Source organism: Fundicoccus ignavus, from assembly GCF_009659375.1.
Lineage (GTDB): Bacteria > Bacillota > Bacilli > Lactobacillales > Aerococcaceae > Fundicoccus > Fundicoccus ignavus.
The window spans coordinates 1-24,899 of sequence record NZ_WJQT01000001.1 but is presented as its reverse complement, the minus strand read 5'-3'; the positions used below and the strand labels follow the sequence as shown (position 1 = coordinate 24,899).

General features: G+C 40.3%; 32 protein-coding genes, 21 tRNA genes and 1 rRNA gene. All 54 read right to left on the bottom strand.

Annotated features, from left to right (window positions below):
* Nucleotides 1-18: 18 nt before the first annotated feature.
* The 54 genes from rpmD to rrf all read right to left on the bottom strand — a co-directional run bounded on the left by rpmD (nucleotide 19) and on the right by rrf (nucleotide 24,884).
* Entirely contained in the window at nucleotides 19-198 is a 180-nt protein-coding gene (rpmD, locus tag GF867_RS00270) for a 50S ribosomal protein L30 (RefSeq protein WP_153831123.1), read from the bottom strand.
* A gap of 13 nt (nucleotides 199-211) precedes the next feature.
* Nucleotides 212-715, bottom strand: a complete 504-nt coding sequence (gene rpsE / locus GF867_RS00265; protein ID WP_153831122.1) for a 30S ribosomal protein S5 — start codon at nucleotides 713-715, stop codon at nucleotides 212-214.
* A 20-nt stretch (nucleotides 716-735) separates the two neighbouring features.
* Entirely contained in the window at nucleotides 736-1,092 is a 357-nt protein-coding gene (gene rplR, locus GF867_RS00260; RefSeq protein WP_311454255.1) for a 50S ribosomal protein L18, read from the bottom strand.
* A 60-nt stretch (nucleotides 1,093-1,152) separates the two neighbouring features.
* Nucleotides 1,153-1,689, bottom strand: a complete 537-nt coding sequence (gene rplF / locus GF867_RS00255) for a 50S ribosomal protein L6 (protein WP_311454253.1) — start codon at nucleotides 1,687-1,689, stop codon at nucleotides 1,153-1,155.
* Nucleotides 1,690-1,733: 44 nt separating this feature from the next.
* Entirely contained in the window at nucleotides 1,734-2,132 is a 399-nt protein-coding gene (gene rpsH, locus GF867_RS00250; RefSeq protein WP_153831121.1) for a 30S ribosomal protein S8, read from the bottom strand.
* A gap of 36 nt (nucleotides 2,133-2,168) precedes the next feature.
* A complete protein-coding gene (locus tag GF867_RS00245) occupies nucleotides 2,169-2,354 on the bottom strand; it encodes a type Z 30S ribosomal protein S14 (protein WP_153831120.1) in 186 nt (61 codons plus the stop codon).
* Nucleotides 2,355-2,373: 19 nt separating this feature from the next.
* The gene (gene rplE, locus GF867_RS00240) at nucleotides 2,374-2,916 is read right to left on the bottom strand and encodes a 50S ribosomal protein L5 (protein WP_153831119.1); all 543 of its coding nucleotides are present in this window, start codon (nucleotides 2,914-2,916) and stop codon (nucleotides 2,374-2,376) included.
* Between the two features lie 24 nt (nucleotides 2,917-2,940).
* Nucleotides 2,941-3,246, bottom strand: coding sequence for a 50S ribosomal protein L24 (rplX, locus tag GF867_RS00235; RefSeq protein ID WP_153831118.1), 306 nt, complete (start codon nucleotides 3,244-3,246; stop codon nucleotides 2,941-2,943).
* A 26-nt stretch (nucleotides 3,247-3,272) separates the two neighbouring features.
* Nucleotides 3,273-3,641, bottom strand: a complete 369-nt coding sequence (gene rplN / locus GF867_RS00230; RefSeq protein WP_153831117.1) for a 50S ribosomal protein L14 — start codon at nucleotides 3,639-3,641, stop codon at nucleotides 3,273-3,275.
* A 33-nt stretch (nucleotides 3,642-3,674) separates the two neighbouring features.
* Nucleotides 3,675-3,938: a 30S ribosomal protein S17 gene (gene rpsQ, locus GF867_RS00225; RefSeq protein WP_153831116.1), complete on the bottom strand. Its 264-nt coding sequence runs from the start codon at nucleotides 3,936-3,938 to the stop codon at nucleotides 3,675-3,677.
* Nucleotides 3,939-3,961: 23 nt separating this feature from the next.
* Nucleotides 3,962-4,156 (bottom strand): 50S ribosomal protein L29, encoded by a 195-nt coding sequence (gene rpmC, locus GF867_RS00220; protein ID WP_153831115.1) that lies wholly within the window; start codon nucleotides 4,154-4,156, stop codon nucleotides 3,962-3,964.
* Nucleotides 4,146-4,580: a 50S ribosomal protein L16 gene (rplP, locus tag GF867_RS00215; protein WP_153831114.1), complete on the bottom strand. Its 435-nt coding sequence runs from the start codon at nucleotides 4,578-4,580 to the stop codon at nucleotides 4,146-4,148. Before rplP ends, rpmC begins: the two co-directional genes overlap by 11 nt.
* A gap of 3 nt (nucleotides 4,581-4,583) precedes the next feature.
* The gene (rpsC, locus tag GF867_RS00210; protein WP_153831113.1) at nucleotides 4,584-5,240 is read right to left on the bottom strand and encodes a 30S ribosomal protein S3; all 657 of its coding nucleotides are present in this window, start codon (nucleotides 5,238-5,240) and stop codon (nucleotides 4,584-4,586) included.
* A gap of 3 nt (nucleotides 5,241-5,243) precedes the next feature.
* Complete coding sequence (gene rplV / locus GF867_RS00205) at nucleotides 5,244-5,600, bottom strand: 50S ribosomal protein L22 (RefSeq protein WP_153831112.1); 357 nt, start codon at nucleotides 5,598-5,600, stop codon at nucleotides 5,244-5,246.
* A gap of 18 nt (nucleotides 5,601-5,618) precedes the next feature.
* Complete coding sequence (gene rpsS / locus GF867_RS00200) at nucleotides 5,619-5,900, bottom strand: 30S ribosomal protein S19 (RefSeq protein WP_343030414.1); 282 nt, start codon at nucleotides 5,898-5,900, stop codon at nucleotides 5,619-5,621.
* Nucleotides 5,901-5,940: 40 nt separating this feature from the next.
* Nucleotides 5,941-6,771 carry a 50S ribosomal protein L2 gene (rplB, locus tag GF867_RS00195; RefSeq protein ID WP_311454240.1) on the bottom strand — a complete coding sequence of 277 codons (831 nt, stop codon included), beginning with the start codon at nucleotides 6,769-6,771 and terminating at the stop codon, nucleotides 5,941-5,943.
* Nucleotides 6,772-6,804: 33 nt separating this feature from the next.
* The gene (locus tag GF867_RS00190; protein ID WP_153831111.1) at nucleotides 6,805-7,098 is read right to left on the bottom strand and encodes a 50S ribosomal protein L23; all 294 of its coding nucleotides are present in this window, start codon (nucleotides 7,096-7,098) and stop codon (nucleotides 6,805-6,807) included.
* A complete protein-coding gene (gene rplD / locus GF867_RS00185; RefSeq protein ID WP_153831110.1) occupies nucleotides 7,098-7,721 on the bottom strand; it encodes a 50S ribosomal protein L4 in 624 nt (207 codons plus the stop codon). Before rplD ends, GF867_RS00190 begins: the two co-directional genes overlap by 1 nt.
* 26 nt (nucleotides 7,722-7,747) lie before the next feature.
* Nucleotides 7,748-8,383, bottom strand: coding sequence for a 50S ribosomal protein L3 (gene rplC, locus GF867_RS00180; protein WP_153831109.1), 636 nt, complete (start codon nucleotides 8,381-8,383; stop codon nucleotides 7,748-7,750).
* A gap of 23 nt (nucleotides 8,384-8,406) precedes the next feature.
* Nucleotides 8,407-8,715: a 30S ribosomal protein S10 gene (gene rpsJ / locus GF867_RS00175; protein ID WP_153831108.1), complete on the bottom strand. Its 309-nt coding sequence runs from the start codon at nucleotides 8,713-8,715 to the stop codon at nucleotides 8,407-8,409.
* Nucleotides 8,716-9,359: 644 nt separating this feature from the next.
* Nucleotides 9,360-9,518, bottom strand: a complete 159-nt coding sequence (locus GF867_RS00170) for a hypothetical protein (protein WP_153831107.1) — start codon at nucleotides 9,516-9,518, stop codon at nucleotides 9,360-9,362.
* Between the two features lie 363 nt (nucleotides 9,519-9,881).
* Nucleotides 9,882-11,066 carry an ABC transporter substrate-binding protein gene (locus tag GF867_RS00165; RefSeq protein WP_153831106.1) on the bottom strand — a complete coding sequence of 395 codons (1,185 nt, stop codon included), beginning with the start codon at nucleotides 11,064-11,066 and terminating at the stop codon, nucleotides 9,882-9,884.
* A gap of 803 nt (nucleotides 11,067-11,869) precedes the next feature.
* Nucleotides 11,870-12,823, bottom strand: a complete 954-nt coding sequence (locus GF867_RS00160; protein ID WP_153831105.1) for an ABC transporter ATP-binding protein — start codon at nucleotides 12,821-12,823, stop codon at nucleotides 11,870-11,872.
* Complete coding sequence (locus GF867_RS00155) at nucleotides 12,816-13,892, bottom strand: ABC transporter ATP-binding protein (RefSeq protein ID WP_153831104.1); 1,077 nt, start codon at nucleotides 13,890-13,892, stop codon at nucleotides 12,816-12,818. The genes GF867_RS00160 and GF867_RS00155 overlap by 8 nt, the downstream gene beginning before the upstream one ends.
* Before the next feature lie 2 nt (nucleotides 13,893-13,894).
* On the bottom strand, nucleotides 13,895-14,956 hold the full coding sequence (locus tag GF867_RS00150; RefSeq protein ID WP_153831103.1) for an ABC transporter permease: 1,062 nt from the start codon (nucleotides 14,954-14,956) through the stop codon (nucleotides 13,895-13,897).
* Nucleotides 14,957-14,958: 2 nt separating this feature from the next.
* On the bottom strand, nucleotides 14,959-15,891 hold the full coding sequence (locus tag GF867_RS00145; protein ID WP_153831102.1) for an ABC transporter permease: 933 nt from the start codon (nucleotides 15,889-15,891) through the stop codon (nucleotides 14,959-14,961).
* Between the two features lie 154 nt (nucleotides 15,892-16,045).
* Nucleotides 16,046-17,677: a peptide ABC transporter substrate-binding protein gene (locus tag GF867_RS00140; RefSeq protein ID WP_153831101.1), complete on the bottom strand. Its 1,632-nt coding sequence runs from the start codon at nucleotides 17,675-17,677 to the stop codon at nucleotides 16,046-16,048.
* 338 nt (nucleotides 17,678-18,015) lie between these two features.
* Complete coding sequence (gene cysK / locus GF867_RS00135; RefSeq protein ID WP_153831100.1) at nucleotides 18,016-18,936, bottom strand: cysteine synthase A; 921 nt, start codon at nucleotides 18,934-18,936, stop codon at nucleotides 18,016-18,018.
* A 36-nt stretch (nucleotides 18,937-18,972) separates the two neighbouring features.
* Nucleotides 18,973-19,713, bottom strand: coding sequence for an amino acid ABC transporter ATP-binding protein (locus GF867_RS00130; RefSeq protein ID WP_153831099.1), 741 nt, complete (start codon nucleotides 19,711-19,713; stop codon nucleotides 18,973-18,975).
* Nucleotides 19,710-20,423, bottom strand: a complete 714-nt coding sequence (locus GF867_RS00125) for an amino acid ABC transporter permease (RefSeq protein WP_153831098.1) — start codon at nucleotides 20,421-20,423, stop codon at nucleotides 19,710-19,712. The genes GF867_RS00130 and GF867_RS00125 overlap by 4 nt, the downstream gene beginning before the upstream one ends.
* Before the next feature lie 23 nt (nucleotides 20,424-20,446).
* Nucleotides 20,447-21,256: a transporter substrate-binding domain-containing protein gene (locus GF867_RS00120; protein ID WP_153831097.1), complete on the bottom strand. Its 810-nt coding sequence runs from the start codon at nucleotides 21,254-21,256 to the stop codon at nucleotides 20,447-20,449.
* Nucleotides 21,257-21,294: 38 nt separating this feature from the next.
* On the bottom strand, nucleotides 21,295-22,449 hold the full coding sequence (locus tag GF867_RS00115; protein WP_153831096.1) for a trans-sulfuration enzyme family protein: 1,155 nt from the start codon (nucleotides 22,447-22,449) through the stop codon (nucleotides 21,295-21,297).
* A 243-nt stretch (nucleotides 22,450-22,692) separates the two neighbouring features.
* Nucleotides 22,693-22,763 (bottom strand) — tRNA-Gly (locus GF867_RS00110).
* A 22-nt stretch (nucleotides 22,764-22,785) separates the two neighbouring features.
* Nucleotides 22,786-22,858, bottom strand: a tRNA-Asp gene (locus GF867_RS00105).
* A gap of 2 nt (nucleotides 22,859-22,860) precedes the next feature.
* Nucleotides 22,861-22,933, bottom strand: a tRNA-Met gene (locus GF867_RS00100).
* 30 nt (nucleotides 22,934-22,963) lie between these two features.
* Nucleotides 22,964-23,053 (bottom strand) — tRNA-Ser (locus GF867_RS00095).
* Nucleotides 23,054-23,080: 27 nt separating this feature from the next.
* Nucleotides 23,081-23,152: transfer RNA gene (locus tag GF867_RS00090), tRNA-Glu, on the bottom strand.
* Nucleotides 23,153-23,191: 39 nt separating this feature from the next.
* A tRNA-Ser gene (locus GF867_RS00085) sits at nucleotides 23,192-23,281 on the bottom strand.
* Nucleotides 23,282-23,323: 42 nt separating this feature from the next.
* Nucleotides 23,324-23,397, bottom strand: a tRNA-Ile gene (locus GF867_RS00080).
* A 13-nt stretch (nucleotides 23,398-23,410) separates the two neighbouring features.
* Nucleotides 23,411-23,481, bottom strand: a tRNA-Gly gene (locus tag GF867_RS00075).
* Nucleotides 23,482-23,496: 15 nt separating this feature from the next.
* Nucleotides 23,497-23,569, bottom strand: a tRNA-Met gene (locus tag GF867_RS00070).
* 18 nt (nucleotides 23,570-23,587) lie between these two features.
* Nucleotides 23,588-23,677 (bottom strand) — tRNA-Ser (locus GF867_RS00065).
* Nucleotides 23,678-23,689: 12 nt separating this feature from the next.
* Nucleotides 23,690-23,763, bottom strand: a tRNA-Ile gene (locus GF867_RS00060).
* Nucleotides 23,764-23,773: 10 nt separating this feature from the next.
* Nucleotides 23,774-23,847: transfer RNA gene (locus GF867_RS00055), tRNA-Met, on the bottom strand.
* Nucleotides 23,848-23,894: 47 nt separating this feature from the next.
* Nucleotides 23,895-23,967: transfer RNA gene (locus GF867_RS00050), tRNA-Ala, on the bottom strand.
* Nucleotides 23,968-23,983: 16 nt separating this feature from the next.
* A tRNA-Pro gene (locus GF867_RS00045) sits at nucleotides 23,984-24,057 on the bottom strand.
* A 22-nt stretch (nucleotides 24,058-24,079) separates the two neighbouring features.
* A tRNA-Arg gene (locus GF867_RS00040) sits at nucleotides 24,080-24,153 on the bottom strand.
* A gap of 10 nt (nucleotides 24,154-24,163) precedes the next feature.
* A tRNA-Leu gene (locus GF867_RS00035) sits at nucleotides 24,164-24,249 on the bottom strand.
* Nucleotides 24,250-24,276: 27 nt separating this feature from the next.
* Nucleotides 24,277-24,348 (bottom strand) — tRNA-Gly (locus tag GF867_RS00030).
* A gap of 1 nt (nucleotide 24,349) precedes the next feature.
* Nucleotides 24,350-24,425 (bottom strand) — tRNA-Thr (locus GF867_RS00025).
* 47 nt (nucleotides 24,426-24,472) lie between these two features.
* Nucleotides 24,473-24,554: transfer RNA gene (locus GF867_RS00020), tRNA-Leu, on the bottom strand.
* A 28-nt stretch (nucleotides 24,555-24,582) separates the two neighbouring features.
* Nucleotides 24,583-24,655: transfer RNA gene (locus GF867_RS00015), tRNA-Lys, on the bottom strand.
* Between the two features lie 8 nt (nucleotides 24,656-24,663).
* Nucleotides 24,664-24,736 (bottom strand) — tRNA-Val (locus GF867_RS00010).
* A gap of 32 nt (nucleotides 24,737-24,768) precedes the next feature.
* Nucleotides 24,769-24,884 (bottom strand): 5S ribosomal RNA (gene rrf / locus GF867_RS00005).
* Nucleotides 24,885-24,899 lie beyond the last annotated feature (15 nt).

Here is a 24,899-nt window from a genome sequence, read left to right as displayed (position 1 = left end):
TATACTAATGTAAAAATATTATGCTTCTTTTGCTTCTACTAAGTGACTGATTGTTTGAACCATTCCACGAATAGCATCGTTATCAGGTTTAACAACTGTTTTATGTAGTTTAGTTAAACCTAATGCTTTAGCTGTATCGATTTGGTTTTGAGGACGACCAATCAAACTACGCTTTAAAGTGATTTCTAAGTTTGCCATTGTAAAGTCCTCCTTATCCTAATAGTTCTTCAACAGTTTTGCCACGTAATGCAGCAACTTCTTCAGCAACTTTTAACTGTTGTAAACCTTTAACAGTTGCACGAATCATGTTGATTGGGGTGTTAGACCCTAATGATTTACTTGTTACGTCAGCAACGCCCGCTAATTCCATAACGGCACGAACTGGACCACCTGCAGCAACTCCTGAACCGGCAGTAGCTGGTTTTAATAACACACGTCCACCACAGAATTCTCCGATAGCTTCGTGTGGAATTGTAGTACCTGACATAGGCACTTCGATTAAGTTTTTCTTAGCAGATTCTACCGCTTTACGGATAGCTTCTGGTACTTCTTGAGCTTTACCAGTACCGAAACCAACGTGACCATTTTTGTCACCAACTACTACTAAAGCTGAGAAACGTAGACGACGTCCACCTTTAACTACTTTAGTAACACGGTTGATCGCAACTACGCGTTCTTCGATTTCTCCTAAGTTATCTGGATTAATAAATACCATGAATAGGTGTCCTCCTTTTCTTAAAATTCTAAGCCGTTTTCACGAGCTCCATCAGCTAAAGCTTTAACGCGTCCGTGGTATAAGTAACCACCGCGGTCAAATACTACAGCTTTGTAGCCTTTAGCTACAGCGCGTTCAGCGATTAATTTACCAACTGCTGTTGATTGCTCAACTTTAGTTCCTTTTTCAATTGCTGAATCTTTACTAGAGGCACTTGCAAGCGTCACACCCGCTACGTCATCAATTAATTGAGCGTAGATGTTAGTGTTCGAACGGAACACGTTCAAGCGTGGGCACTCAGCAGTACCAGAGATTTTGTTTCTTACACGATTATGTCTTTTTTGACGTAATTTGTTTTTATCTGGTTTAGTAATCACAATTGTCACCTCTTTATCTTAATTTTAAGTATATATATAAATTCAAGCTTAACAGGAAAATTATTTACCTGTTTTACCTTCTTTACGGCGTACAAATTCGTCAACATAACGAATACCTTTACCTTTATAAGGCTCTGGTGGACGTACCGCACGGATGTTAGCTGCTAATTCGCCAACTTTTTCTTTGTTGAAACCTTCAACAATGATTTTAGTGTTTGCTGGAACTTCGAAAGACACGCCTTCTGAAGCTTCGAACTCAACCGGATGAGATAAACCAACGTTTAACACTAATTTATCACCTTGTTTTTGAGCACGGTAACCAACACCGATTAATTCTAATTCTTTTTTGAAACCTTCTGATACACCAACAACCATGTTGTTGAACACTGAACGTGTTGTACCGTGTAATGAACGGCTTTCTTTAGAATCATTAGGACGAGTAAATTCTACTTCGTTTTCTTTAACTTCTAATTGGATTGCTGGGTGTAACTCACGAGTTAATTCACCTTTTGATCCTTTAACAGTCACTGTATGACCGTTAACTTCTACGGTTACGCCTTCTGGGATTGTAACAGGTCTTTTACCAATACGACTCACAGGGCTGCACCTCCTTGTTTAATTTTATAGTAAATTATTTGGAATTACCAAATATAAGCTAATACTTCCCCACCAACACCTTGTTGACGAGCTTGTTTGTCTGTAACAACACCATTAGATGTTGAAATTACAGCTATACCTAAACCGTTTAATACTTTAGGTACATCTTCTGATTTAGCATAAACACGTAAACCAGGTTTAGAAATACGTTTGATACCTGTGATTACTTTTTCGTTGTTGCGACCGTATTTCAAGAATACTTTAATTTCGCCTTGTTTATTATCTTCAGCAACCTCGAAGTTTTTGATGAAACCTTCTTGTTTTAAGATTTCAGCAATCGCTACTTTTGCGTTTGAAGAAGGAGCAGATACAGTTTTATGTCCAACGCTGTTAGCGTTACGGATACGTGTTAAGAAATCTGCGATTGGATCTGTCATTACCATTTATGTTTACCTCCTTAATTACTAATTGTCGTTAAATTACCAGCTAGCTTTTCTAACGCCAGGAATTTGACCCTTGTACGCTAGTTCACGGAAGCAAATACGGCAAAGTTTGAATTTACGGTAAACAGAATGTGGACGACCGCAACGCTCGCATCGTGTATACTCTTGAACTTTGAATTTCGCTGTGCGTTTGTTTTTTTCTTTCATCGATGTTTTAGCCATTAATTATTCGCCTCCTTTATTATTTTTTGAACGGCATGCCAAGTTCTTTTAACAAAGCATGTGATTCTTCATCTGTGTTTGCAGTTGTAACAATAACAATGTCCATTCCGCGAACTTTGTCTACGTTATCGTAGCTGATTTCAGGGAAAATTAATTGTTCTTTCACACCTAAAGTGTAGTTACCGCGACCATCGAATGCTTTGTTGCTAATCCCTTGGAAGTCACGTACACGTGGTAATGAAACAGTAATTAATTTATCTAAGAAATCATACATTCTTTCGCCACGTAAAGTTACTTTAGCACCGATTGGCATACCTTCACGCAAGCGGAAACCTGCGATTGATTTTTTAGCCTTAGTAATGACTGGTTTTTGACCAGTTAATAGTGTTAACTCATCAACAGCTTTATCTAAGTTTTTAGCATTAGAAACAGCATCGCCAACACCCATGTTTACAACAATTTTTTCAACTTTAGGTACTTGCATAACTGAAGTGTAGTTAAATTGTTCAACTAACTTTGGTGTTACGTCGTTTGTATATTTAGCTTTTAAACGGTTTTCCATTTAATAGGATCCTCCTTCCAAGAATTAGTTAATTGTTTCGTTTGATTTTTTAGCAAAACGTACTTTTTTACCATCTTCGAAACGGTAACCAACGCGTGTTGCTTCACCTGATGTAGGATCAACCAACTTCACATTAGATACGTGAATCGGTGCTGGAACTTCTTCGATTCCACCTGTAGCACTTTGTGATGGTTTAGTATGTTTTTTTGCAATGTTTAAGCCTTCAACGATTACTCTATCTTTGTTAGGTAAAGTTTTGATAACAGTTCCTGTTTTTCCTTTATCTTTACCAGCAATCAATTGAACTTTATCGCCTGTTTTGATACGCATGAATTGTTTCCTCCTTCGTTGTGTAATTATAAAACTTCTGGAGCCAATGAAACAATCTTCATATAGTTGTGCTCACGTAATTCACGTGCAACTGGTCCAAAGATACGAGTACCGCGTGGGCTCTTATCGTCACGAATAATGACACATGCATTTTCGTCAAATTTAATATAAGATCCGTCCTTGCGGCGAGCTCCTGATTTAGTACGTACGATCACAGCTTTAACTATGTCACCTTTTTTGACAACTCCACCTGGTGTTGCATGTTTAACCGTTGCAACAATCACATCACCAATGTTAGCAGTTTTGCGTCCAGATCCGCCTAGAACTTTAATAGTTAAGACTTCACGTGCTCCTGAGTTATCGGCAACTTTTAATCGACTTTCTTGTTGAATCATTTCGATGTCCTCCTTCCGAAATTAACTGGTGTATTAGATAACGATTGCTTCTTCTACAATCTCTAATAAGCGGAAGCGTTTCGTCGCTGATAATGGACGAGTTTCCATAATACGAACGATGTCGCCTTCTTTTGCACTGTTTAATTCATCATGTGCTTTATATTTTTTAGAGTATTTTACACGTTTACCATATTTAGGGTGTGTTTTACGAGTATCAACTTGTACTGTAATTGTTTTGTCCATTTTATCTGAAACAACACGACCTAGATAAACTTTACGTTTGTTACGTTCACTCATTTTATATGCCTCCTTTTGCTAGTCTACTTAGACAATTCTTGCTCACGCAAGACTGTTTTGATACGAGCAATTGATTTACGTACGTGACGTAAACGGGCAGTGTTTTCTAACTGTCCCGTCGCCAATTGGAATCGAAGGTTGAACAATTCTTGCTTGAATTCTTTTTCTTTCTCAACCATTTGAGCGGCGGTTAGTTCTCTAATTTCATTAATTTGCATTCGATTCACCACCATATTCTTCGCGTTTTACAAATTTAGTTTTGATCGGTAACTTGTGAGATGCAAGACGTAATGCTTCACGTGCTACTTCTTCTGACACGCCATCGATTTCGAATAGGATTTTACCACGTTTAACAGGTGCTACCCAACCTTCTGGAGCTCCTTTACCTTTACCCATACGAACGCCGATTGCTTTAGATGTATAAGATTTGTGAGGGAAGATTTTAATCCATACTTTCCCACCACGTTTCATGTAACGAGTCATTGCGATACGCGCTGCTTCGATTTGACGGTTTGTAATCCATTTAGATTCAACAGCTTTTAAACCATAAGTTCCAAAGTCAACACTTTTGCCGCCTTTTGCTTCTCCACGCATTTTACCACGGAATTCGCGACGGTGTTTTACACGTTTAGGTACTAACATTTATTAGTTCCCTCCTTTCGTAGAATTTTTTTTCGTTGGTAAGATTTCACCACGACAAATCCAAACTTTAACTCCTAATTTACCGTAAGTTGTATCTGCTTCTTCCCAAGCGTAGTCGATATCTGAACGTAAAGTATGTAATGGAACAGTTCCTTCAGTATATGACTCTGTACGTGCCATATCTGCACCGTTTAAACGGCCTGAAACCATTGTTTTAACACCTTTAGCGCCAGCTTTCATAACGCGTTGGATAGCTTGTTTTTGTGCACGACGGAATGCTACACGGTTTTCTAACTGGTTAGCAATGTCTAATGCAACTAACTTAGCATCTAAACTTGGTTCTTTAATTTCAACAATATTGATGTGTACTTTCTTGCCTGTTAACTTGTTTAATTCAGCACGAACAGCATCAACTTCAGATCCACCTTTACCAATTACCATACCTGGTTTAGCAGTATGAACTGAAACTACCACACGGTTAGCTGCACGTTCGATTTGAATTGTTGAAACAGAGGCATCTGAAAGTTTTTTGTATAGGTATTCACGGATTTTTAAGTCTTCATGTAGGAAGTCTGCATATTTTTTATCAGCAAACCATTTTGCATCCCAGTCACGAATAACACCAACACGCATACCTATTGGATGTACTTTTTGTCCCATGGATTAAGCCTCCTCTTTTTCTGATACCACAACAGTGATGTGGCTTGTACGTTTTAAGATTTGTGAAGCTGAACCTTTAGCTCTTGGACGGAAACGTTTCATTGTTGGTCCTTCATCCACAAATACTTCACTTACGTATAAGTTTTCTAAGTCTAAATCATAGTTATGTTCAGCGTTTGCGATAGCTGACATTAATACTTTTTCTACTACTGGCGCTGAGCCATTTGGTGTGAATTTCAAGATTGAAATTGCTTCACCGATTTGCTTACCTCTGATAAGATCGACTACTAAACGAACTTTACGAGGGGCAATACGAACTGTTTTAGCTACTGCTTTAGCAGATGTAATTTGTTCTGTCATTTAAATTCCCTCCTTTGTCTAGCGTTTCTTCGTTTTCTTATCGTCAGCAGCGTGTCCACGATATGTACGAGTTGGTACGAACTCACCTAATTTATGTCCGACCATATCTTCTTGTACATATACTGGTACGTGTTTACGACCGTCATATACAGCAATCGTTAACCCAATAAAATTAGGGAAGATTGTTGAACGACGTGACCATGTTTTAATAACTTGTTTTTTTGCGCTTTCTTGTTGTTCCTCAACTTTTTTCATTAAATGAGAATCAACGAAAGGCCCTTTTTTCAAACTACGACTCACAGTGTGTAGCCTCCCTTCGGTTTGTCTATCTAATTATCAATTATTTTTTGCGTCCGCGAATAATTAACTTGCTAGATTTTTTCTTCTTATTACGAGTTTTCATACCAAGAGTTGGTTTACCCCATGGTGACATTGGAGATGGACGACCGATTGGTGCACGACCTTCACCACCACCGTGTGGGTGATCATTAGGGTTCATTACAGATCCACGAACAGTTGGACGTTTAGATAACCAACGTGAACGACCTGCTTTACCAATGTTAATTAATTCGTGTTGTTCGTTTCCTACAACACCAACAGTTGCACGACAAGTTGATAAGATCATACGTACTTCACCTGAGTTAAGACGTACTAAAGTATATTTACCTTCTTGACCTAATACTTGAGCGCTTGTTCCTGCTGAACGAATTAATTGAGCACCTTTACCAGGTTTTAATTCGATGTTGTGAATGAAAGTACCCACTGGAACGTTTACTAATGGTAATGCGTTACCGATTTGGATATCTGCATCAGCACCTGATTCAATCTTTTGACCTACTTTGATACCTTTAGGTGCGATGATGTAAGTTTTAACACCATCTTCATAATGTACTAACGCAATGTTAGCTGTACGGTTTGGATCGTACTCAATTGTTGCAATTGTTCCGATTACTCCGTCTTTGTTACGCTTAAAGTCAATCACACGGTAAGCACGTTTGTTACCACCACCGTGGTGACGAACTGTGATTTTACCTTGGCTGTTACGACCAGCATTTTGTTTTTGTGATTCTAACAAAGTTTTTTCTGGTGTTTTAGTTGTGATTTCTGAAAAATCATAACCAGTCATATTACGACGAGCATTTGTTGTCGCTTTGTAATGTTTAATCGCCACTATGTTTCCCTCCTGTTTCGATTATTCAGATAATTATTCAGCGTCAGCGAATAATTCGATAGTTTTTGAATCTGCAGTTAAAGTTACTACAGCTTTTTTATATTTACGAGTGTAACCACTGTAACGACCCATACGTTTAGCTTTACCAGCTACGTTGATCGTGTTTACTTTAGCTACTTTTACACCTTCAAACATAGCTTCAACAGCTTGTCTGATGTGTGTTTTGTTAGCACGAGTGTCAACTTCGAATGTGTATTTATTGTCTTCCATTAACATCATTGATTGCTCAGTGATTACTGGACGTAAAATTACTTCTGATAATTGCATTATGCTAAAGCCTCCTCTACTGTTGAAAGCGCAGCTTGCGTAATAATTACTTTGTCGTAATTTACAACATCTAAAACATTCACGTTGTAATCGTCGATTACTTTAACGTTTGGAATGTTACGTGCTGATAAGTAAGTATTAGCATTGTCACCTTCTAAAATTAATAATGTTTTAGTTGTAACATCTAAGTTAGCTAATACAGCTTTGAAATCTTGTGTTTTTGGTGCATCAAAATTTAATGCATCCACTACTACCAAGTTGTTTTCTAAAACTTTTTGTGAAAGTACTGAGTTTAAAGCTAAACGACGCACTTTTCTTGGTAATTTGTAACTATATGAACGAGGTGTTGGTCCAAACACAACTCCACCACCAACCCATTGTGGTGATCTAGTTGAACCTTGACGTGCACGACCAGTTCCTTTTTGTCTCCATGGCTTACGGCCACCACCACGTACTGCACTTCTGTTTTTAACAGCATGTGTTCCTTGACGTAATGAAGCACGTTGCATAATTACAGCGTCAAATATTACGCTTTCGTTAGGCTCAATCCCGAATACTGCTTCGTTTAATTCTACTTCTCCGGCTGTTGAACCGTCTTGTTTAAATAAAGTAACTTTTGGCATTCTCTCGTTCCTCCCTTCTTGATATATTATTTAACAGTTTTAATTGCTTGTTTAACTTCTACTAAAGATTTTTTAGATCCTGGAACGTTACCTTTAATTAAGATTACGTTGTTTTCTGTATCAACAGAAACCACTTCTAGGTTTTGGATTGTTACGCGTTCGCCACCAGTTTGTCCAGGTAATTTTTTACCTTTGAATACTTTAGATGGATCTGATGCCATACCCATTGATCCGACACGACGGTGGTAACGAGAACCGTGAGATTCTGGTCCGCGGCTTTGTCCATGACGCTTAATAGCACCTTGGAATCCTTTACCTTTTGATGTACCCGTCACATCGACGATATCACCAACTGCGAACGTTTCTACTGTGATTTCTTGCCCTACTTCATATTCTCCTAGCTCAACATCACGAAACTCGCGAATGAAGCGCTTAGGAGTAGCATTTGCTTTTGCTACATGACCCTTAGCAGGTTTGTTTGATAATACTTCACGTAAATCTTGGTAACCAACTTGTACAGCTTCGTAACCATCAGTTTCGTTTGTTTTAACTTGTAAAACTACGTTTGCTGGGGCTTGGATTACTGTTACAGGGATTAATTCACCATTTTCCGTAAAGAATTGAGTCATTCCTACTTTTGTTCCTAAGATTCCTTTGGTCATGAGTACACCTCCATTTTTTTATTTTATAATTTAATTTCTACGTCTACGCCACTTGGTAAGTCTAATTTCATTAAAGCATCAACTGTTTTAGCAGTTGGTTCTAAAATGTCAATTACACGTTTGTGTGTGCGCATTTCGAATTGTTCACGTGAATCTTTGTATTTATGCGGTGAACGAATTACCGTATATAAAGAGCGGTCTGTTGGCAATGGAATTGGTCCTGCCGTTTTAGCTCCCGTTCTTTGTGCTGATTCAACAATTTTATTCGCTGATACATCTAAAGCTCTATGCTCATATGCTTTTAAGCGAATACGAATTTTTTGTTTTGCCATGATTAATTTCCTCCTTCGTCAATTTTAAAAATGACTTGCTCCACAAGAATCTCCAACTTCACTAGCCCGTGGCAACTCGTCCTAGCGTGTCGCAACCTCTCGCTTCATCGCTGTCTTTCCCTTGTTTCCAAGGTTTGCGTCGTTTCAGTTTCAAATAAACCTTCAACAGACACAACGACTATTATATAGTATAAAACGTAGTGATGCAAGGTTTTTCGCGAAATTTATCATAAGTTTTTCAAAAGATTTTTTCTAATAAATATCAGCATAAAAAAACACACGTTAATCATTGATTTAACAGGTCTTTTACGATTTTTGATATTATATCTTCTATTATATACAGTGTAATAATGTCAGTAAGTCTAATTTAAGATGAAAAAATATAAGGTGTAGTTTAAATAACCTATCTTCTGCTTATGATCTTCACAGGGTTGTGTTGACAGTGAAACATATGATTGATTGAAGTTACAATGTGTAGATATGTCTTTGAAGCTTCCAAATAACGCTGTCAATCGCATCATTTTCTTGCTTGCTGTGTTATATTATAACGCTCAGAGCGCTTTGTCAATGACTTTTCGAAATGAATACGTTTTACTTTCCCTAACAAAATAAGCCCCGAAAACTCGAGGCCTACTACAGTCATTTTATTTAATGAATGCTTCTGTTTCTTTGATAACTTTCTGAATAAATTGAATCGTTGTTTCCTCATATGGGTGACGTATTCCACAACCTGGCGTTAAGATTAACCGTTGCCCTTGCGTCATCATCACAGAACGATAAATTTGCGAACGCAATTCGTTCATTTTGGACCTATTAACGCAACAACATCGTCACGGTTGACTTTTAGATCAATCCCTTTTAGAACCTTGTTGTCACCGAATGACTTTTCTATGCCCTCAATCGTTAACATTCTCTACCCCCTTGCCTTCATGAATCATCGCACAATTTATTATTATACGATTTCGAATCTATTTTGTCTAAATTAAATTGCATTGGATTTATTCCAATGCTTATTTGATTAATTGTAGCACCTTTTTGCACAAAGATAAAGTGAAATTCGTTATCTTATGTCGATTTAATTATAGAATACTGTGAAATATTTTGGAAGGGATGTGATTTTGAAAAGAAAAAATCTCAGGTACATTTAAACCTGAGATTTGTTGAGTTTATTCAGTTACAGTTGAACCATCAACTTCAAACACGTCTACGATTTCACCATTCACCATGTGAAGCATTGGTGCTGTTTTCACAGCATTATGGTAGTCATCGAATGAGAAAGATCCTGTCACACCATCGAATTGTTGGGTGTTCTCAATTGCGTCACGTACAGCGTCGCGGTCTGTTGAGCCTGCGTCTTCAATTGCTTGGAATAATAAATTAGCCGCATCGTAACCTAAAGCACCAAAAGTATCCGGTTTTTTACCGAATTTCGCTTCATAAGCTGCAATGAACTCTTGAACCACTGGACTCTCTGAACCTGTATGGAAATGTGACGTATAGTAGAGGTCTGTCGCGTTTTCTGCACCAGCTAATTCAACTAATGTATCACTTGCGAAACCATGACCACTTAAGATTGGTTGAGTAATTCCCATCTCACGCGCTTGTTTCGTGATCAAGCCACCTTCTGTATAAAAGGCAGGTAGGTAAATTACATCGAAATCTTCCGCTAATAACGTTGTCAGAATTCCCATGAAATCTGTTTCGCCGCCTGTGTAAGATTCTTCGCGGACAATCTCACCACCTAAACGTTCAAACTCCTCAACGAAAGGTCCCGCTTGTCCAACAGAATAGTCATTTGATTGATCGACTAACACAACTGCTTTAGTTGCACCAAATTGATCTTGTGCGAAACGCGCTGCTGCATTGGCTTGGAAAGTATATGTCGAGGCTAAACGGAATAAATAGTTATAAACATCGCCTTCAGGATTAGTCGTTAAATGGTCCGCTGTTGCAGCAGGAATTAAAGTTGGAACGCCAGCATCTTCAATAATTTGACTTTGCACCATTGCAACGTCAGTTGCGCCAGGTCCTACAATCGCGACGACACCATCTTCAATTAATTTTGTTGCTACTGAAACTGTTTCAGTTTTATCTGACTGGTTATCAGCGTAAACCAATTCAACAGGACGTCCATCTAATAAACCGCCATTCGCATTTACTTGCTCAACTGCTAATTCTAAGGCTTCAAATAACGCCACCCCGTACGATGCAGAATAGCCTGATAATTCATAGTTGGCACCTACTAAAATCGGTTCTTTGTCCTCTTGTGCGAAAGCTGCTGTTGTTGGTGCTGTTGCCGATAATAACGTTAAACCTGCTAGTAATTTTACCCCAAATTTTCTTAAATTCATGCTGTGTTCCTCCTATAATTTTTGCTGGCTAATAGCCGCTTTGATTAGTTGATAGCTAAATAAAAAACCACCCATTCAATAAAGAATGGGTGGCCCGTTAGGAAGTCCCATTCATCATTACATGCACGAATAGGACTGTATATTTTATAGAATTTCTATAAATACATAGCCCTCATATTAATAATAATAATAATGTTTTGTGCGTTTAATGTTTTCATGAGTAAACTTCCTTAACTAATGTTAATGTTTTCTAATCTGATATTAATATAACTCATCTTTTAATCAATTACAACCCCTTTTTCAAAATACTTATCAAAGTCTCCTCCTATTTCGAAAAAAGCTGCTTGGTATAATAGATATAGCTGAGCCAGTGGATTGCTCATGCTAGAGCGAAGGCTTTTGAAACGATTATTTCATTGGTTTTCTTGCTAGAAAAAATGGTTCGGTTACTCTAGTTGATTGTGCGTGACCTTCGGCTAGATTACACCTTTATCTAGCCGATTGTTCAGGACCTTCGGCTAGAATATGCCTTTATCTAGTCGATTGTTTGGGACCTTCGGCTAGAATATGCCTTTATCTAGTCGATTGTTCGGGACCTTCGGCTAGAATATGCCTTTATCTAGCCGATTGTTCGGGACTTTCGGCCAGATTAGACTATAAAGCCCGAAAAAGCTTTGAAAGCGACCACCGCCTTGGAAAAACAATGAGTTGAGCGAAGCATAAACACGGTAAACCAACATAAAACTTATAACCCTTACACAATAAAAAAAGAGACAGTGTTTCCACCATCTCCTTAATCATTATTATACAATTGGATGATTTTTCGCTTCTTGAATCACTTGGTCACGCTTCGCTGGCTCTAACCAAACAGAATGCGTATCCGAAATCTTATGTTCTTCTCCTAATGCGTAATTAAATCCACTGCCAGCATAATCATAATGCAGGGCAACACGATGTTTCTCAAGACGTGGATTCGGATGAGGAATCGCTGATAGCAACGAACGTGTGTAAGGATGAATTGGATTCGCGAAAATTTCATCTGTCGTACCCGTCTCTAACAAGTGACCTTGATGCAAGACACCAATACGATCTGAAATATACTTTACCATTGACAAGTCATGTGCAATGAATAAATAAGATACTTTGGTTTCTTCTTGAATATCTTTCATCAAGTTTACAATTTGAGCTTGAATCGACACATCCAAAGCACTTATTGACTCATCTGCAATAATCAATTGCGGATTCATAATCAAAGCTCTAGCAATCCCAACCCGTTGTCTCTGTCCGCCTGAGAATTGGTGCGGATAACGGTTAGCAAATTCACGCGATAAACCTACACGTTCAAGAATTTCCAAACCTTTCGCTTCTCTTTCAGTTTTTGATGGATACATATTCTGAATATCCAAACCTTGTGTGATAATCTCAATAATTTTTTTACGTGGATTTAAACTAGCCATTGGATCTTGGAAGATCATTTGCATGTTCGTACGCAGCATAGTATCACGTTCTTTATCTAACTTACCTGCAATTTCTTTATTATCAAATAAGATTGAACCCGATGTTGGGTTATATAAGCGAATAATTGAGCGTCCAATCGTTGATTTACCAGAACCAGACTCACCTACTAAACCATATGTTTCACCTGGATTTATATGAAAGCTCACACCATCAACAGCTTTCACAGTAAAATTCTTACTCACTTTAAAGTGTTGTTTCAAGTTTTTAACTTCTAATAAAGGTTGTTGATATTTAGTCATAGTGGCTCGCCTCCAATTTCATTCGTTCTAGTCTTTCTTGTAGTTCAGGAGGCATTTCAATTTTGGGTGCATTATTATGCATTAACCAACTTGCGACATAATGCGTATCTGATACTTGGAAAACCGGTGGATCAATACGCTTATCAATATTTAATGCGTACTCATTTCGCACATAGAAAGGATCACCTTGTTTATGATGGGCTAAGTTTGGCGGATTTCCCGGAATCGCATAAAGTTTATCTGATTTCGTATTGACGTCAGGCATAGCTGATAACAAGCCCCATGTATAAGGATGTTTTGGATCATAAAAGATATCATCGACAGTACCGCGTTCGATAATACGTCCAGCATACATTACATTGACATAGTCAGCTACTTTAGCCACCACACCTAAGTCATGTGTGATATAAATAACCGCAATACCTGTTTTTTCTTGAATCGCCTTGATTAGTTCGAGTATTTTGGCTTGGATGGTTACGTCTAGAGCAGTTGTTGGTTCATCACAGATTAGAATTTCTGGGTCACATGCTAACGCAATTGCGATAACAATTCTTTGGCGCATACCACCAGATAATTGGTGAGGATATTGCCCAAGCCGTTCTTCGCCGTTGGTAATGCCAACAAGTTCAAGCAAACTCAAAGCTTTCTGGCGCGCCTCTTTACGAGGTGTGTTGTAGTGGATAAACATCCCTTCCATAATCTGATCGCCAATCGTCATAGTAGGGTTAAGCGAAGTCATGGGATCTTGGAAGACCATTGCAATCCGTTTACCATTAAACTTGCGACGCATCTCTTTCTTACTGATTTTCAGCAAATCAATTGACGTAATCTGACCATTCTCTTCATACTTATATTCTATGACGCCTGAATTAATTCGCTGATTATTAGCCAGAATCCCCATGATTGTTTTGACGGTAACTGATTTCCCAGAGCCGGATTCCCCCACAATCGCAAGCGTCTCCCCTTTATACAAATCAAGGTTTACACCGCGAATCGTTTCAATTGGCCCCTGGGATGTACGAAAGGAGACACTCAAGTCACGCATTTCTAGAATTTTTTGACGGGACATTATTAGACCTCCTTCATAGTTGGATCCAACGCATCGCGCAGACCATCTGCCAGTAAGTTAAAGCTTAACATGGTCAGTGATAAGACTAGCACGGGCGGGATAATCATAAACGGCGCATTCAAGAAAGATTTGAAGGCATCGCTAATCAAGGAACCCAAAGAAGCATTCGGCATTGGAACACCCAAACCAATAAAGGCTAAGAATGACTCTGTAAAAATCGCATTGGGTACACTAAACATGGACATGATAATAAGCTGAGCGAAGATATTCGGTAATATCTCTTTGAATATAAGCGTACTTGGCTTTGCGCCTAAGGTCCGAGCTGCCAGCACAAATTCTCGATCTTTAAGCTTCAGTATTTGAGCCCTTGCCACTCGTGACATACCAATCCAGCCCGTTAAAGCAATCGCGATTGTAATACTGAGTATGCCTGGTCGCAGCACGACAATCAACAGCGTCACAATCACCAAACTTGGAATACCATTCAGAATCTCAAGTAAACGCTGCATGATCATATCAACTTTCCCACCGAAATAACCTGAGATTAAACCATACGTCATGCCGATTAAGACGTCGACAATCACCGCAACCAAAGCAATGTATAAAGAGATACGCGTGCCTTCCCAAGTTCTGGTAAAGATATCACGACCTAAAACATCACTCCCAAACCAATAATAAGTATCTGCTGCATTGGGATTTGTTTCATATTTGTTGATAACCATTGAACCAGTTGAAGCTTTCAAGGTTTGTCCACCATCCAGAATACCGAAGTTTTCTAGGAATGGTACTCTCGGTGCCATACTCTCATTGCCAATAATCTGTTCGTTTGAACCGAAGTCATTCATATAAGGTCCAAGCAAGGCAAAGAAAACAATGGTGATAATAAAAACCAGGCCGAATACGGATCCTTTATTCTTAGAAAACTTCACCAGGAATTGCTTAAAAGCAGATTCCCTGACATAGATTTCCTGTTCATGAGCATCTTGTGATTTATCGGCCCACTCAAAGTCATCCGGAAGAAAATTATAAGTCTGTTTGTGTGCATTTACTTGTTGCTCTGTCATCGTTATTCTCCTCCCGTTACGCGAATTCGTGGATCTAACACACCATATAGTATATCTACCACTAACATCACAAAGATAAATAATGCTGAATAGATAAACGATATCCCCATCACAATGTTGAAGTCATTCGACTGAATTGCTTGAACGAGTAACTGCCCTAAACCAGGTATGGAGAATATTTGCTCAACAACCATTGAACCTGTCATTAGCCCGACCACTAAGGGAGCTAGCACCGTTAAAATCGGAATACTGGCATTACGCAATACATGCTTAAACAATAAGCGTGTCCCCGTCACACCTTTACTTTCCGCAAGTTGAATATAATCCGATTGCAGCACTTCAATCATTTCCGTTCGAGTGAAGCGCGCAATCGAAGCCATCGTAAACAAACTTAAGGCAACAACAGGCAAGACCATACTCATCGCTTTATCATTCAAATTGAATAGAATCGGAAAGATACGCCACTGGAAACCGAAATAATAAGACAAGCCCAAGGCAAAGACATAAGAAGGCACACTTACACCAATTACAGAAAGTAAAGTTGACAATGTATCCCAAATCGAATTCTGATTAAAAGCTGCAATCGTCCCGAACACTAAACCAGATGCTGTCCCAACAATGACAGCCCAGAATCCTAATTCAAAGGAAATCGGCAATCGACTTTGCAATAAGGTGGTCACAGGTACGTCACGTGAAATTGAATAAGAAACGCCTAAATCACCTGACAACATACTCTTAACATAATTAAAGAATTGCACCAAAACAGGCTTATCCAAACCATAACGAATATTCATTAATTCTCTTTGCTCTGGCGTGATACGTTCATCATTAAAGGGAGACCCTGGCATAAATTGCAATAGCATAAATAGAATAAAGACAATTAACAATAATGTCGCAAGTGAAATCAACACGCGTTTAATTAAATACTTACTCATAAAGATAGATCCTTTCTAGAAGTTGTTGAAGCTACTTGAACGCTAGAAATAAGCAAAGCCAGAAAAGAGTTCTACATCTTATCAGCATGAACGCTCAGATAACATGTTTAGAAAACTTTCTGACTTCTATTGCTTATCTAACTTTAGCTTATCTTTACTGTTTCACAGCATATTTGAAGACGCGTGGTGTTCCTGTTGTATAGAAACCAATTTGATCAACATTTGCTTTTAACAATACTGCTGACGCTGCTTGATATACTGGTAAAACACCTGCTTCAGACAGTGCCAAAGCTTCCATTTCAATCATCTTATCAAAACGAGCTGCCTCATCTAATACAAGGTCACCCGTTTGAATCGACACATAGTCCGCATCAAATTGTTCGTTTGAATAACGCGCATCGTTGTAGCTACTATCCGTGATTAACAATTGTAAGTAAGTTGTAGGATCTGCGTAATCTGGTCCCCAACGTGTAAGCCCTAAATCAAAGTCCCCTTCACGCATGCGATCTAAACGGTTTTTCTTAGGCGTTTGTTCAATCTGAATATCCACACCCGGTAATGTCGCTTCGATTTGCGCTTCTAAAGATTGTGCAACGTTAATGGACGCTTCTGTGTCTTCAACAAGTAATCTCAGAGTAAAGCTATCTTTGCCCAATGCTTCTTTGGCCGCTTCATAATGAACGACAGCTTCCTCAGCGTTTGACGCTAGTAAATCACGCCCTGCAGCATCACGGAAATCTGTGCCGTCTGGACCTGCAGCTAATAATTGTGGAATGAAGTAAGCAGCTGGTAGCGAACCGTCTTTCAAGACATTATTAGCAATCACATCACGGTCAAAAGCTTTACCTAAAGCTAATCTCAAATCAACATTGGCTAAATCTTCATTTAACTCATTAGGCGAAATAAACCACATGTAACCTTGCTCAACAGAACGGAACTCTGGGTCAGCAGAGAATAACGTCACTTGCTCGCCCGAAATGTTTGTAATATCTAACTGGTCAGTCTGGTAAGCTAATACCGCTTGTTGTGAATCTTTAATTACTTGGAAACGAATGCCATCTAAAGCAATGCTCGCTACATCGTAATAATCTGGGTTCTTCGTTAAATCTGTTGTTGAACCAGCCGGTGTATAGCCTGATAGAATAAAGGCTCCATTTGAAATAGTCGTCTCAGGCGACGTTGCAAATTGGCCATCTGTTGACTCGTAGAAATCTTGGTTAATTGGGAAGAAAGGTGAGAATGCCATCAAACTAATGAAATAAGGTGTCGCAATCTCTAAAGTCACTTCCAAGGTGTAATCATCAAGCGCCACAACACCTAATTCAGCTTTATCCACATCTCCAGCAGTAACCGCTGCTGCGTTCTTCACGCCTGCCGTATCTAGAATAAATGAATACTCAGCTGCTGTTGCAGGATCTGCTAATCTTTGCCAACTATAGACGAAGTCATGTGCCGTCACTGCAGTCCCATTCGACCAAACAGCATCTTCACGCAATTTGAACGTATAAACTGTACCGTCATCACTTACGTCATAACTTTCAGCGGCTGCCTCTACAAACTCGCCATCTTGATTCCGCGTCATTAATCCTTCTTGGATGGCTGCGATGGCTTCCATCGAAGTCCCATCTGTCGCAATGTTTGGATCCAGTGATGCAATTTCTACATCTGTTTGTACACGTAGTACATTCTCATCTTGTGCGCTCACACTAGCTACGGGAGCTAATATAGAAAACGACAAAGCTAATGCAACAAATGATTGAACGAACTTTCTAGCTTTTGATATCATTCATTTTCCTCCTTAGGAATGCCTCAATATAGTTGTCAGGCAGAATTATTACTAATTATAAATAAGCGCTGTCAACAAGTCAATAGTTTTATTAAAATTAAATTAAAAACATTAGAGGGCGATGTCACGTTATGTTACTCTCTGTGTCAGAATGCACAGCAGCATCGAGCCTGCCAGTAATCAACCAGACCCTTTGCGATAGGCAGACTAGCGCACAAAAACAAGCAAGTTTTACAACTTAGAGCCAGTCGCTAGTTAAGCAAACCAGATGCCCTTTTGTGATAAAACTTGCTTGCCTATTCACCATGAGCGTTAATAAATATCTAGCAGACTATTCTTTACTCAACCTGACCATCACCATAAAAGCCCGTCGATAAGTAGCGTTCACCACTATCTGGTAACACAACGACAACTTTTTTGCCTTTACCTAATTGTTCTGCTAATCGCACTGCCGCGGCATAATTCGCACCAGATGATATTCCCGCTAAGATGCCTTGTTCTTTCGCTAACTTAACGGCTGTCTCAATCGCAACTTCATTCGTAACAGTCTCAACATGATCAATTACCGCTTGATCTAGAATCTCTGGCACAAAGTTTGCTCCTAAACCTTGAATTTTATGTGGACCTGCCAAACCTTGCGTAATTAATGGCGAGGCTGCTGGCTCAACTGCCCAGATAATGACTTCCTTATTGTTTGCTTTTAGTGTCTGGCCAACACCCGATACTGTTCCGCCAGTCCCAATCCCAGCCACAAAGGCGGCTACATCCGGAATATCTTCTAATATCTCATGTGCTGTTGTTTCTGCGTGGGCTTTGACGTTGGCTTCATTAGTAAATTGACCGAAGACTACTGCAGAACGCTCTTTGGCAATCTCTTCAGCCCTTTCACCTGCTAAGATCATGCCACCTGAAGCTGGTGTTAAGACTAATTCCGCACCATAGGCTTGAATGATGGTACGACGTTCCAAACTCATTGAATCTGGCATCACAATAATCACCTTGATCCCTAAAGCAGCACCAATCATAGCTAAGCCTACTCCAGTATTGCCACTTGTAGATTCAACAAGTGTTCCACCGATCGCCAGTTTTCCACTTGCTAACAAATCCTGAACAATATATTTAACTGGCCGATCCTTAACAGAACCACTTGGATTGTTTTTCTCTAACTTGACATAGACATCCGCAAAGTCCTCAGGCAAATTCTGAATTTTGACTATCGGTGTATACCCAATAGCTTCAACAATATTATCAAATAACATAAATAACCTCCTTAAATATCATCACTCATTACTCGTTTAAAACTCCTGCAATAATCTGTTTAAAAACCGCTTAGTACGCTCATGTTTCGGTTCCAGGAACATTTCATCCGGCGCTGCGTCTTCAACAATCCGACCACCGTCCAAGAATATCACGCGAGACGCGACCTTCTTCACGAAATTCATCTCATGCGACACAATAACCATCGTAATACCATCTTGTGCAATATCACGGATTACTTCTAATATTTCGATGACCCATTCTGGATCTAAGGCACTCGTGGGTTCATCGAACAACATAATATCAGGATCACTCGCTAAAGCCCGTGCGATACCAACACGTTGTTGCTGGCCACCTGAAAGGCGTGATGGAAAGTCGTTTAATTTATGCGACATCCCAACTCTTGTTAAGACCGCAATTGCCTTATCCCTTGCTTCCTCACGCGATAATCGCTTAACTACGACTAAGTGCTCCATTACATTCTCTAAGACTGTTTTATTCTTAAATAAATTATAGTGTTGAAAAACCATACTAGAATATGATCGAATCTTGCGGACATCCTCTTGTGTAAAGCCAACCGCGTCAATCTTATCTTGCCCAATTTGAATCGTTCCCTGCGTTGGCTTATCCAACCAATTAATCGTGCGTAATAACGTCGACTTGCCAGCGCCACTCTTGCCGATCAACGCAACCACTTCTCCCTTTGCGATAGAAAGATCAAGTTCTTTCAGTACCTCCTGCTGTCCAAAGCTTTTGGATAACTGCTTCAGTTGAATCAATCAGTTAACCTCCTTTCGTACTGGCTATACCGTCTTTCAACTGCATTGAAGAAGGCTGCTAGAATGGAACACACCACCCAATAAATCAGCGAAACTACAATATACATTTCTAAGTAACGATAGCTTCTCGCAGCAACAATCCGCCCTTGCGCCATCAAATCGACAATTGAAATCATGAACAAAAGAGACGTTTCCTTCACCAAAGAAACAAGTGTGTTTGATAAGGGAGGTATCGCAATGACAAAGGCTTGCGGAATAATCACTCGTCTCAAAGCCTGACTCGTTGTAAGATTAATACTGTAACAAGCTTCCAGCTGTCCAATATCAACAGCCAATAAAGAGCTTCTGAACGTCTCAGACATAAAGGCTCCCGCATTCAAAGACAAGGCAATAATGGCATAAACATCCTTCGGTACATTGACCGCATAAGCCGTTCCGAATTCTTGATTAATGATTTTCAACAAGATTGGAATGCCATAATATACGATAAACAACTGTAAAATTGCAGGCGTTCCTCTTATAAAAGAAACATACACTTTCACTAAAGGTGTTAACAGTTTAATCTCGAAATAGCGAATCAATGCCACAATTAAGCCGATTATAAGTCCAATCAATCCCGAGATACTGGCTAACCAAATTGTTTTAGGTAAGGCGCTTAATATTTCAGGAATAATACTCAACATAAATTCGACATTAAATAAATCTCCCATGATAACTCCTTCGTTACAACTTGTTAGTTCGCTTCTGCTGCTTCTGCTGTTGATTGATCTCTACCGAAGTATTCAATCGATAACTCCGATAGTACACCATTCTCTTGTAGTTCAAGCAAAGCTGCATCAATCTTTTGCTTTAATTCTTCGTTTTCTTCTGATTGCGCATAAAGGAAGTAAACAGGCTTGAGATCCAATTCAACCAGTTGAATCGATGCAATCTTTATTCCTAATTCATCCGCTGTTAATTGTGTCGTGATTACACTACCGATGGTCGCATCGACATTGTCATTCTCTAGTTCAAGTAAAGCATTATTGATATTGCCATCTGTGTAGACAATTTCAATCTCATTGCCATTTGCTTCATTATACTGCTCAAGGAAAGTTGTATTCGCATTGCCCACACCAGCAGCAACGCGTTTGCCTTTCAAATCCTCAAAAGACTGAATATCATCGCGCCCTTCTTTAAAGATTAATTGTACGCCTTCGTAATTGTAAGGCTCATCAGCAAACAAATACTTGGCTTCACGTTCTTCGTTTTTAGTCAGGTTACTGGCAATAAATTGAAACTCACCTGCATCCAATGCAACAAATATGCCATCCCAGGCTGTCGGCACATATTCGAACTCTACATCTTCCAGCAACTCATCAACAGCTTTTGCTACAGCTATATCATAACCATCTACTTCTCCATCATCATTTATATAGTTATAGGGAGGATAAGCCCCTTCCGTGCCAACTTTTACTACTGTGGCTGCCGAAGCTACTGTTAAAGGCAATGTTGCAGTCAATACCAATACCGTTAATGCTACTCGAATTAATTTTCTATACATATTACCTGTCTCCTTTAATTAACTTGATTTGATCGTTTCTATTTAATAATCGCTTGTTGAAGCGCTTGGTCGAAATCTTCCACCAAATCTTCTCCGTATTCAATACCAATTGATATTCTAAGTAAGTGATTGGCCAAGCCAATTCGATTTCTTTCCTCTTCAGGATAAACAGCGTGTGTTGTACTTGCCGGATTACAGATTAAGGACTCTACGCCTCCCAAACTGACCGCTAAGGTGATAATTGAAAGACCAGATAAGAACTGATCGATATTAACATCTGACGTCAACTCAAAAGAAATTAAACCAATATTTCCTTTAGTCTGCTTTAGGAAAATCCCATGATTTGGATGTGATGGTAGCGTCGGATGATAGAGTTGCTTGACTTGCTTACTCTGACGTAAGTAATCCAGGAATAACTGGGTATTCACTAAAGTTCGATCTAGTCGAACTGCTAACGTTTTAATTCCTCTAATTAATAGAAAGGAATCATTCGGACTGAGGATCCCCCCTAGCGAGTTCTGCAGGAAGGCAATTTGCTCGCTCAACGCTTCACTTTTAGTCACAACTAAACCTGCTAGCAAATCACTATGACCGCTCAAATACTTAGTAGCACTATGCAAGACAATATCCGCTCCAAGATTTAGCGGCTTTTGCAAATAGGGCGACATAAAGGTATTGTCAACAATCAGCAAGGCATCATGCTGATGAGCAATCTTAGCAATCGCTTCGATATCGCTCACATCTAACAAGGGATTCGATGGCGACTCAATATAAATCGCTCGAATTGAGTTGGAAACTTCAAAAGCTGCCCTCACAGCTTCAATATCTGTCGTATCAACCACATTAACGTTTAAGCCAAAACGACTATAAACTTGATGAAACATTCGATAAGTCCCACCATAAAGATTATCAGACGTAAGTATCGTATCGCCTTGGCCGAACAATGCTAACACACTATTGATTGCCGCTAGACCACTAGCAAAAGCAAAACCCTTGTGGCCCTCCTCTAATTCCGCAATCAAACGCTCCAACGCATGACGCGTCGGATTATCCGCACGCGCATACAGATAGCCATTATTCTCAGTTAATGACACTTGCGCATAGGTAGACGTTTGATAAATAGGCACGTTAACCGAACCTGTTGCAGCGTCCGTCGTATTCCCAGCGTGTATCAGTTGAGTTTCAATATTCATTTGCAACCACCTTTCCTTAAATATGAATGTCTGCTTAGAATTATAAACCAATTAGATACATTAGAATAATATGGATAATTAAACACCCGCGTTCGGTTTTCCCCAATGCACCCACACTAATATGCACACAAAAACTCCAGACAAAGTTCTCGCACACTTTGCCTGGAGTCTAAACATTCTAGCTATTCAATTCATTAGAAGATAAGTCGATAAACAAAAAAACCCACCGTAGTGAGTCTAAAAAGCGGGTGACGAGAATCGAACTCGCGACAACAGCTTGGAAGGCTGTAGTTTTACCACTAAACTACACCCGCAGATGTCTAGCTTAGTAAAATACGGTCCGGACGGGATTTGAACCCGCGATCTCCTGCGTGACAGGCAAGCATGTTAACCCCTACACCACCGGACCAATTGCGGAGGTAGGACTCGAACCTACGACCTTCGGGTTATGAGCCCGACGAGATGCCAACTTCTCCACTCCGCGATAATATTAAATTATGCCTTATTTAGACAAAGGAGGATAAGGGATTCGAACCCTTGCGCGCTTTTACACGCCTGACGGTTTTCAAGACCGTTCCCTTCAGCCGGACTTGGGTAATCCTCCATTAGACTGAACCATTTAACTCAATCATGACCCGTACGGGATTCGAACCCGTGTTACCGCCGTGAAAGGGCGGTGTCTTAACCGCTTGACCAACGGGCCTTGTATTTATTTAGTCATTATTTTCTAGCATTTATACTACGGAGAAGGAGGGATTTGAACCCTCGCGCCGCTATAAAACGACCTACACCCTTAGCAGGGGCGCCTCTTCAGCCACTTGAGTACTTCCCCATCTTATTATATAAAATGGTTGCCAATCGTAAATCTGCTAAATGGGCCTGAATGGACTCGAACCATCGACCTCACCCTTATCAGGGGTGCGCTCTAACCAGCTGAGCTACAGGCCCGTATTAAATTAAAAGCGGGTGACGAGAATCGAACTCGCGACAACAGCTTGGAAGGCTGTAGTTTTACCACTAAACTACACCCGCATTTTCCAATAAAGATTGCGGAGGTAGGACTCGAACCTACGACCTTCGGGTTATGAGCCCGACGAGATGCCAACTTCTCCACTCCGCGATAATGAAATTTGTGTTAAGGAGGATAAGGGATTCGAACCCTTGCGCGCTTTTACACGCCTGACGGTTTTCAAGACCGTTCCCTTCAGCCGGACTTGGGTAATCCTCCATAACTTGAACATGGACCTTGTAGGACTCGAACCTACGACCGGACGGTTATGAGCCGTCTGCTCTAACCACCTGAGCTAAAGGTCCTGGTTCTCTATAGCGGCGAAGGGGATCGAACCCATGACCTCCCGGGTATGAACCGGACGCTCTAGCCAGCTGAGCTACACCGCCATTAGATTGTGAATGGTTAGCACTATTCACATGTAAAGATAAAAAAATGGAGACTAGCGGGATCGAACCGCTGACCTCCTGCGTGCAAAGCAGGCGCTCTCCCAGCTGAGCTAAGCCCCCATAAGTTTTATAAAAATCGGGAAGACAGGATTCGAACCTGCGACCCCTTGGTCCCAAACCAAGTGCTCTACCAAGCTGAGCTACTTCCCGATGTCGTTTATATATTTAAACATGCAGCCAGCAGGAGTCGAACCTGCAACCGCCTGATTCGTAGTCAGGTACTCTATCCAATTGAGCTATGGCTGCTTGATGATAATGCCGAGGGCCGGAATCGAACCGGCACGGTGATCACTCACCGCAGGATTTTAAGTCCTGTGCGTCTGCCAGTTCCGCCACCCCGGCATGTTTGCCTGTGTTTTATATCTGGCAAGCGAAAGACGGGATTCGAACCCGCGACCCCCACCTTGGCAAGGTGGTGTTCTACCACTGAACTACTTTCGCATGGTGCCGGCTAAAGGACTTGAACCCTCGACCCTCTGATTACAAATCAGATGCTCTACCAACTGAGCTAAGCCGGCACATGAATTATCTTATTTAATTTTCAACGTTTAAACTTAAACGTGACTGCGGGTGAAGGGACTTGAACCCCCACGCCTTGCGGCGCCAGATCCTAAATCTGGTGCGTCTGCCAATTCCGCCACACCCGCTTCGTTGCTTCTTACCAAAGAAACGAAATGACCCGTGCAGGATTCGAACCTGCGACCCACTGATTAAAAGTCAGTTGCTCTACCAACTGAGCTAACGAGTCAGAATTGATGGAGGATGACGGGATCGAACCGCCGACATCCTGCTTGTAAGGCAGACGCTCTCCCAGCTGAGCTAATCCTCCAACATTAAATTGTCAATCATAACTACACACTGGCGTGGCGACGTCCTACTCTCACAGGACCAAAGGTCCAACTACCATCGGCGCTAAGAAGCTTAACTGCTGTGTTCGGCATGGGAACAGGTGTGTCCTTCTTGCCATCATCACCACACAGTGCGTATGTTAT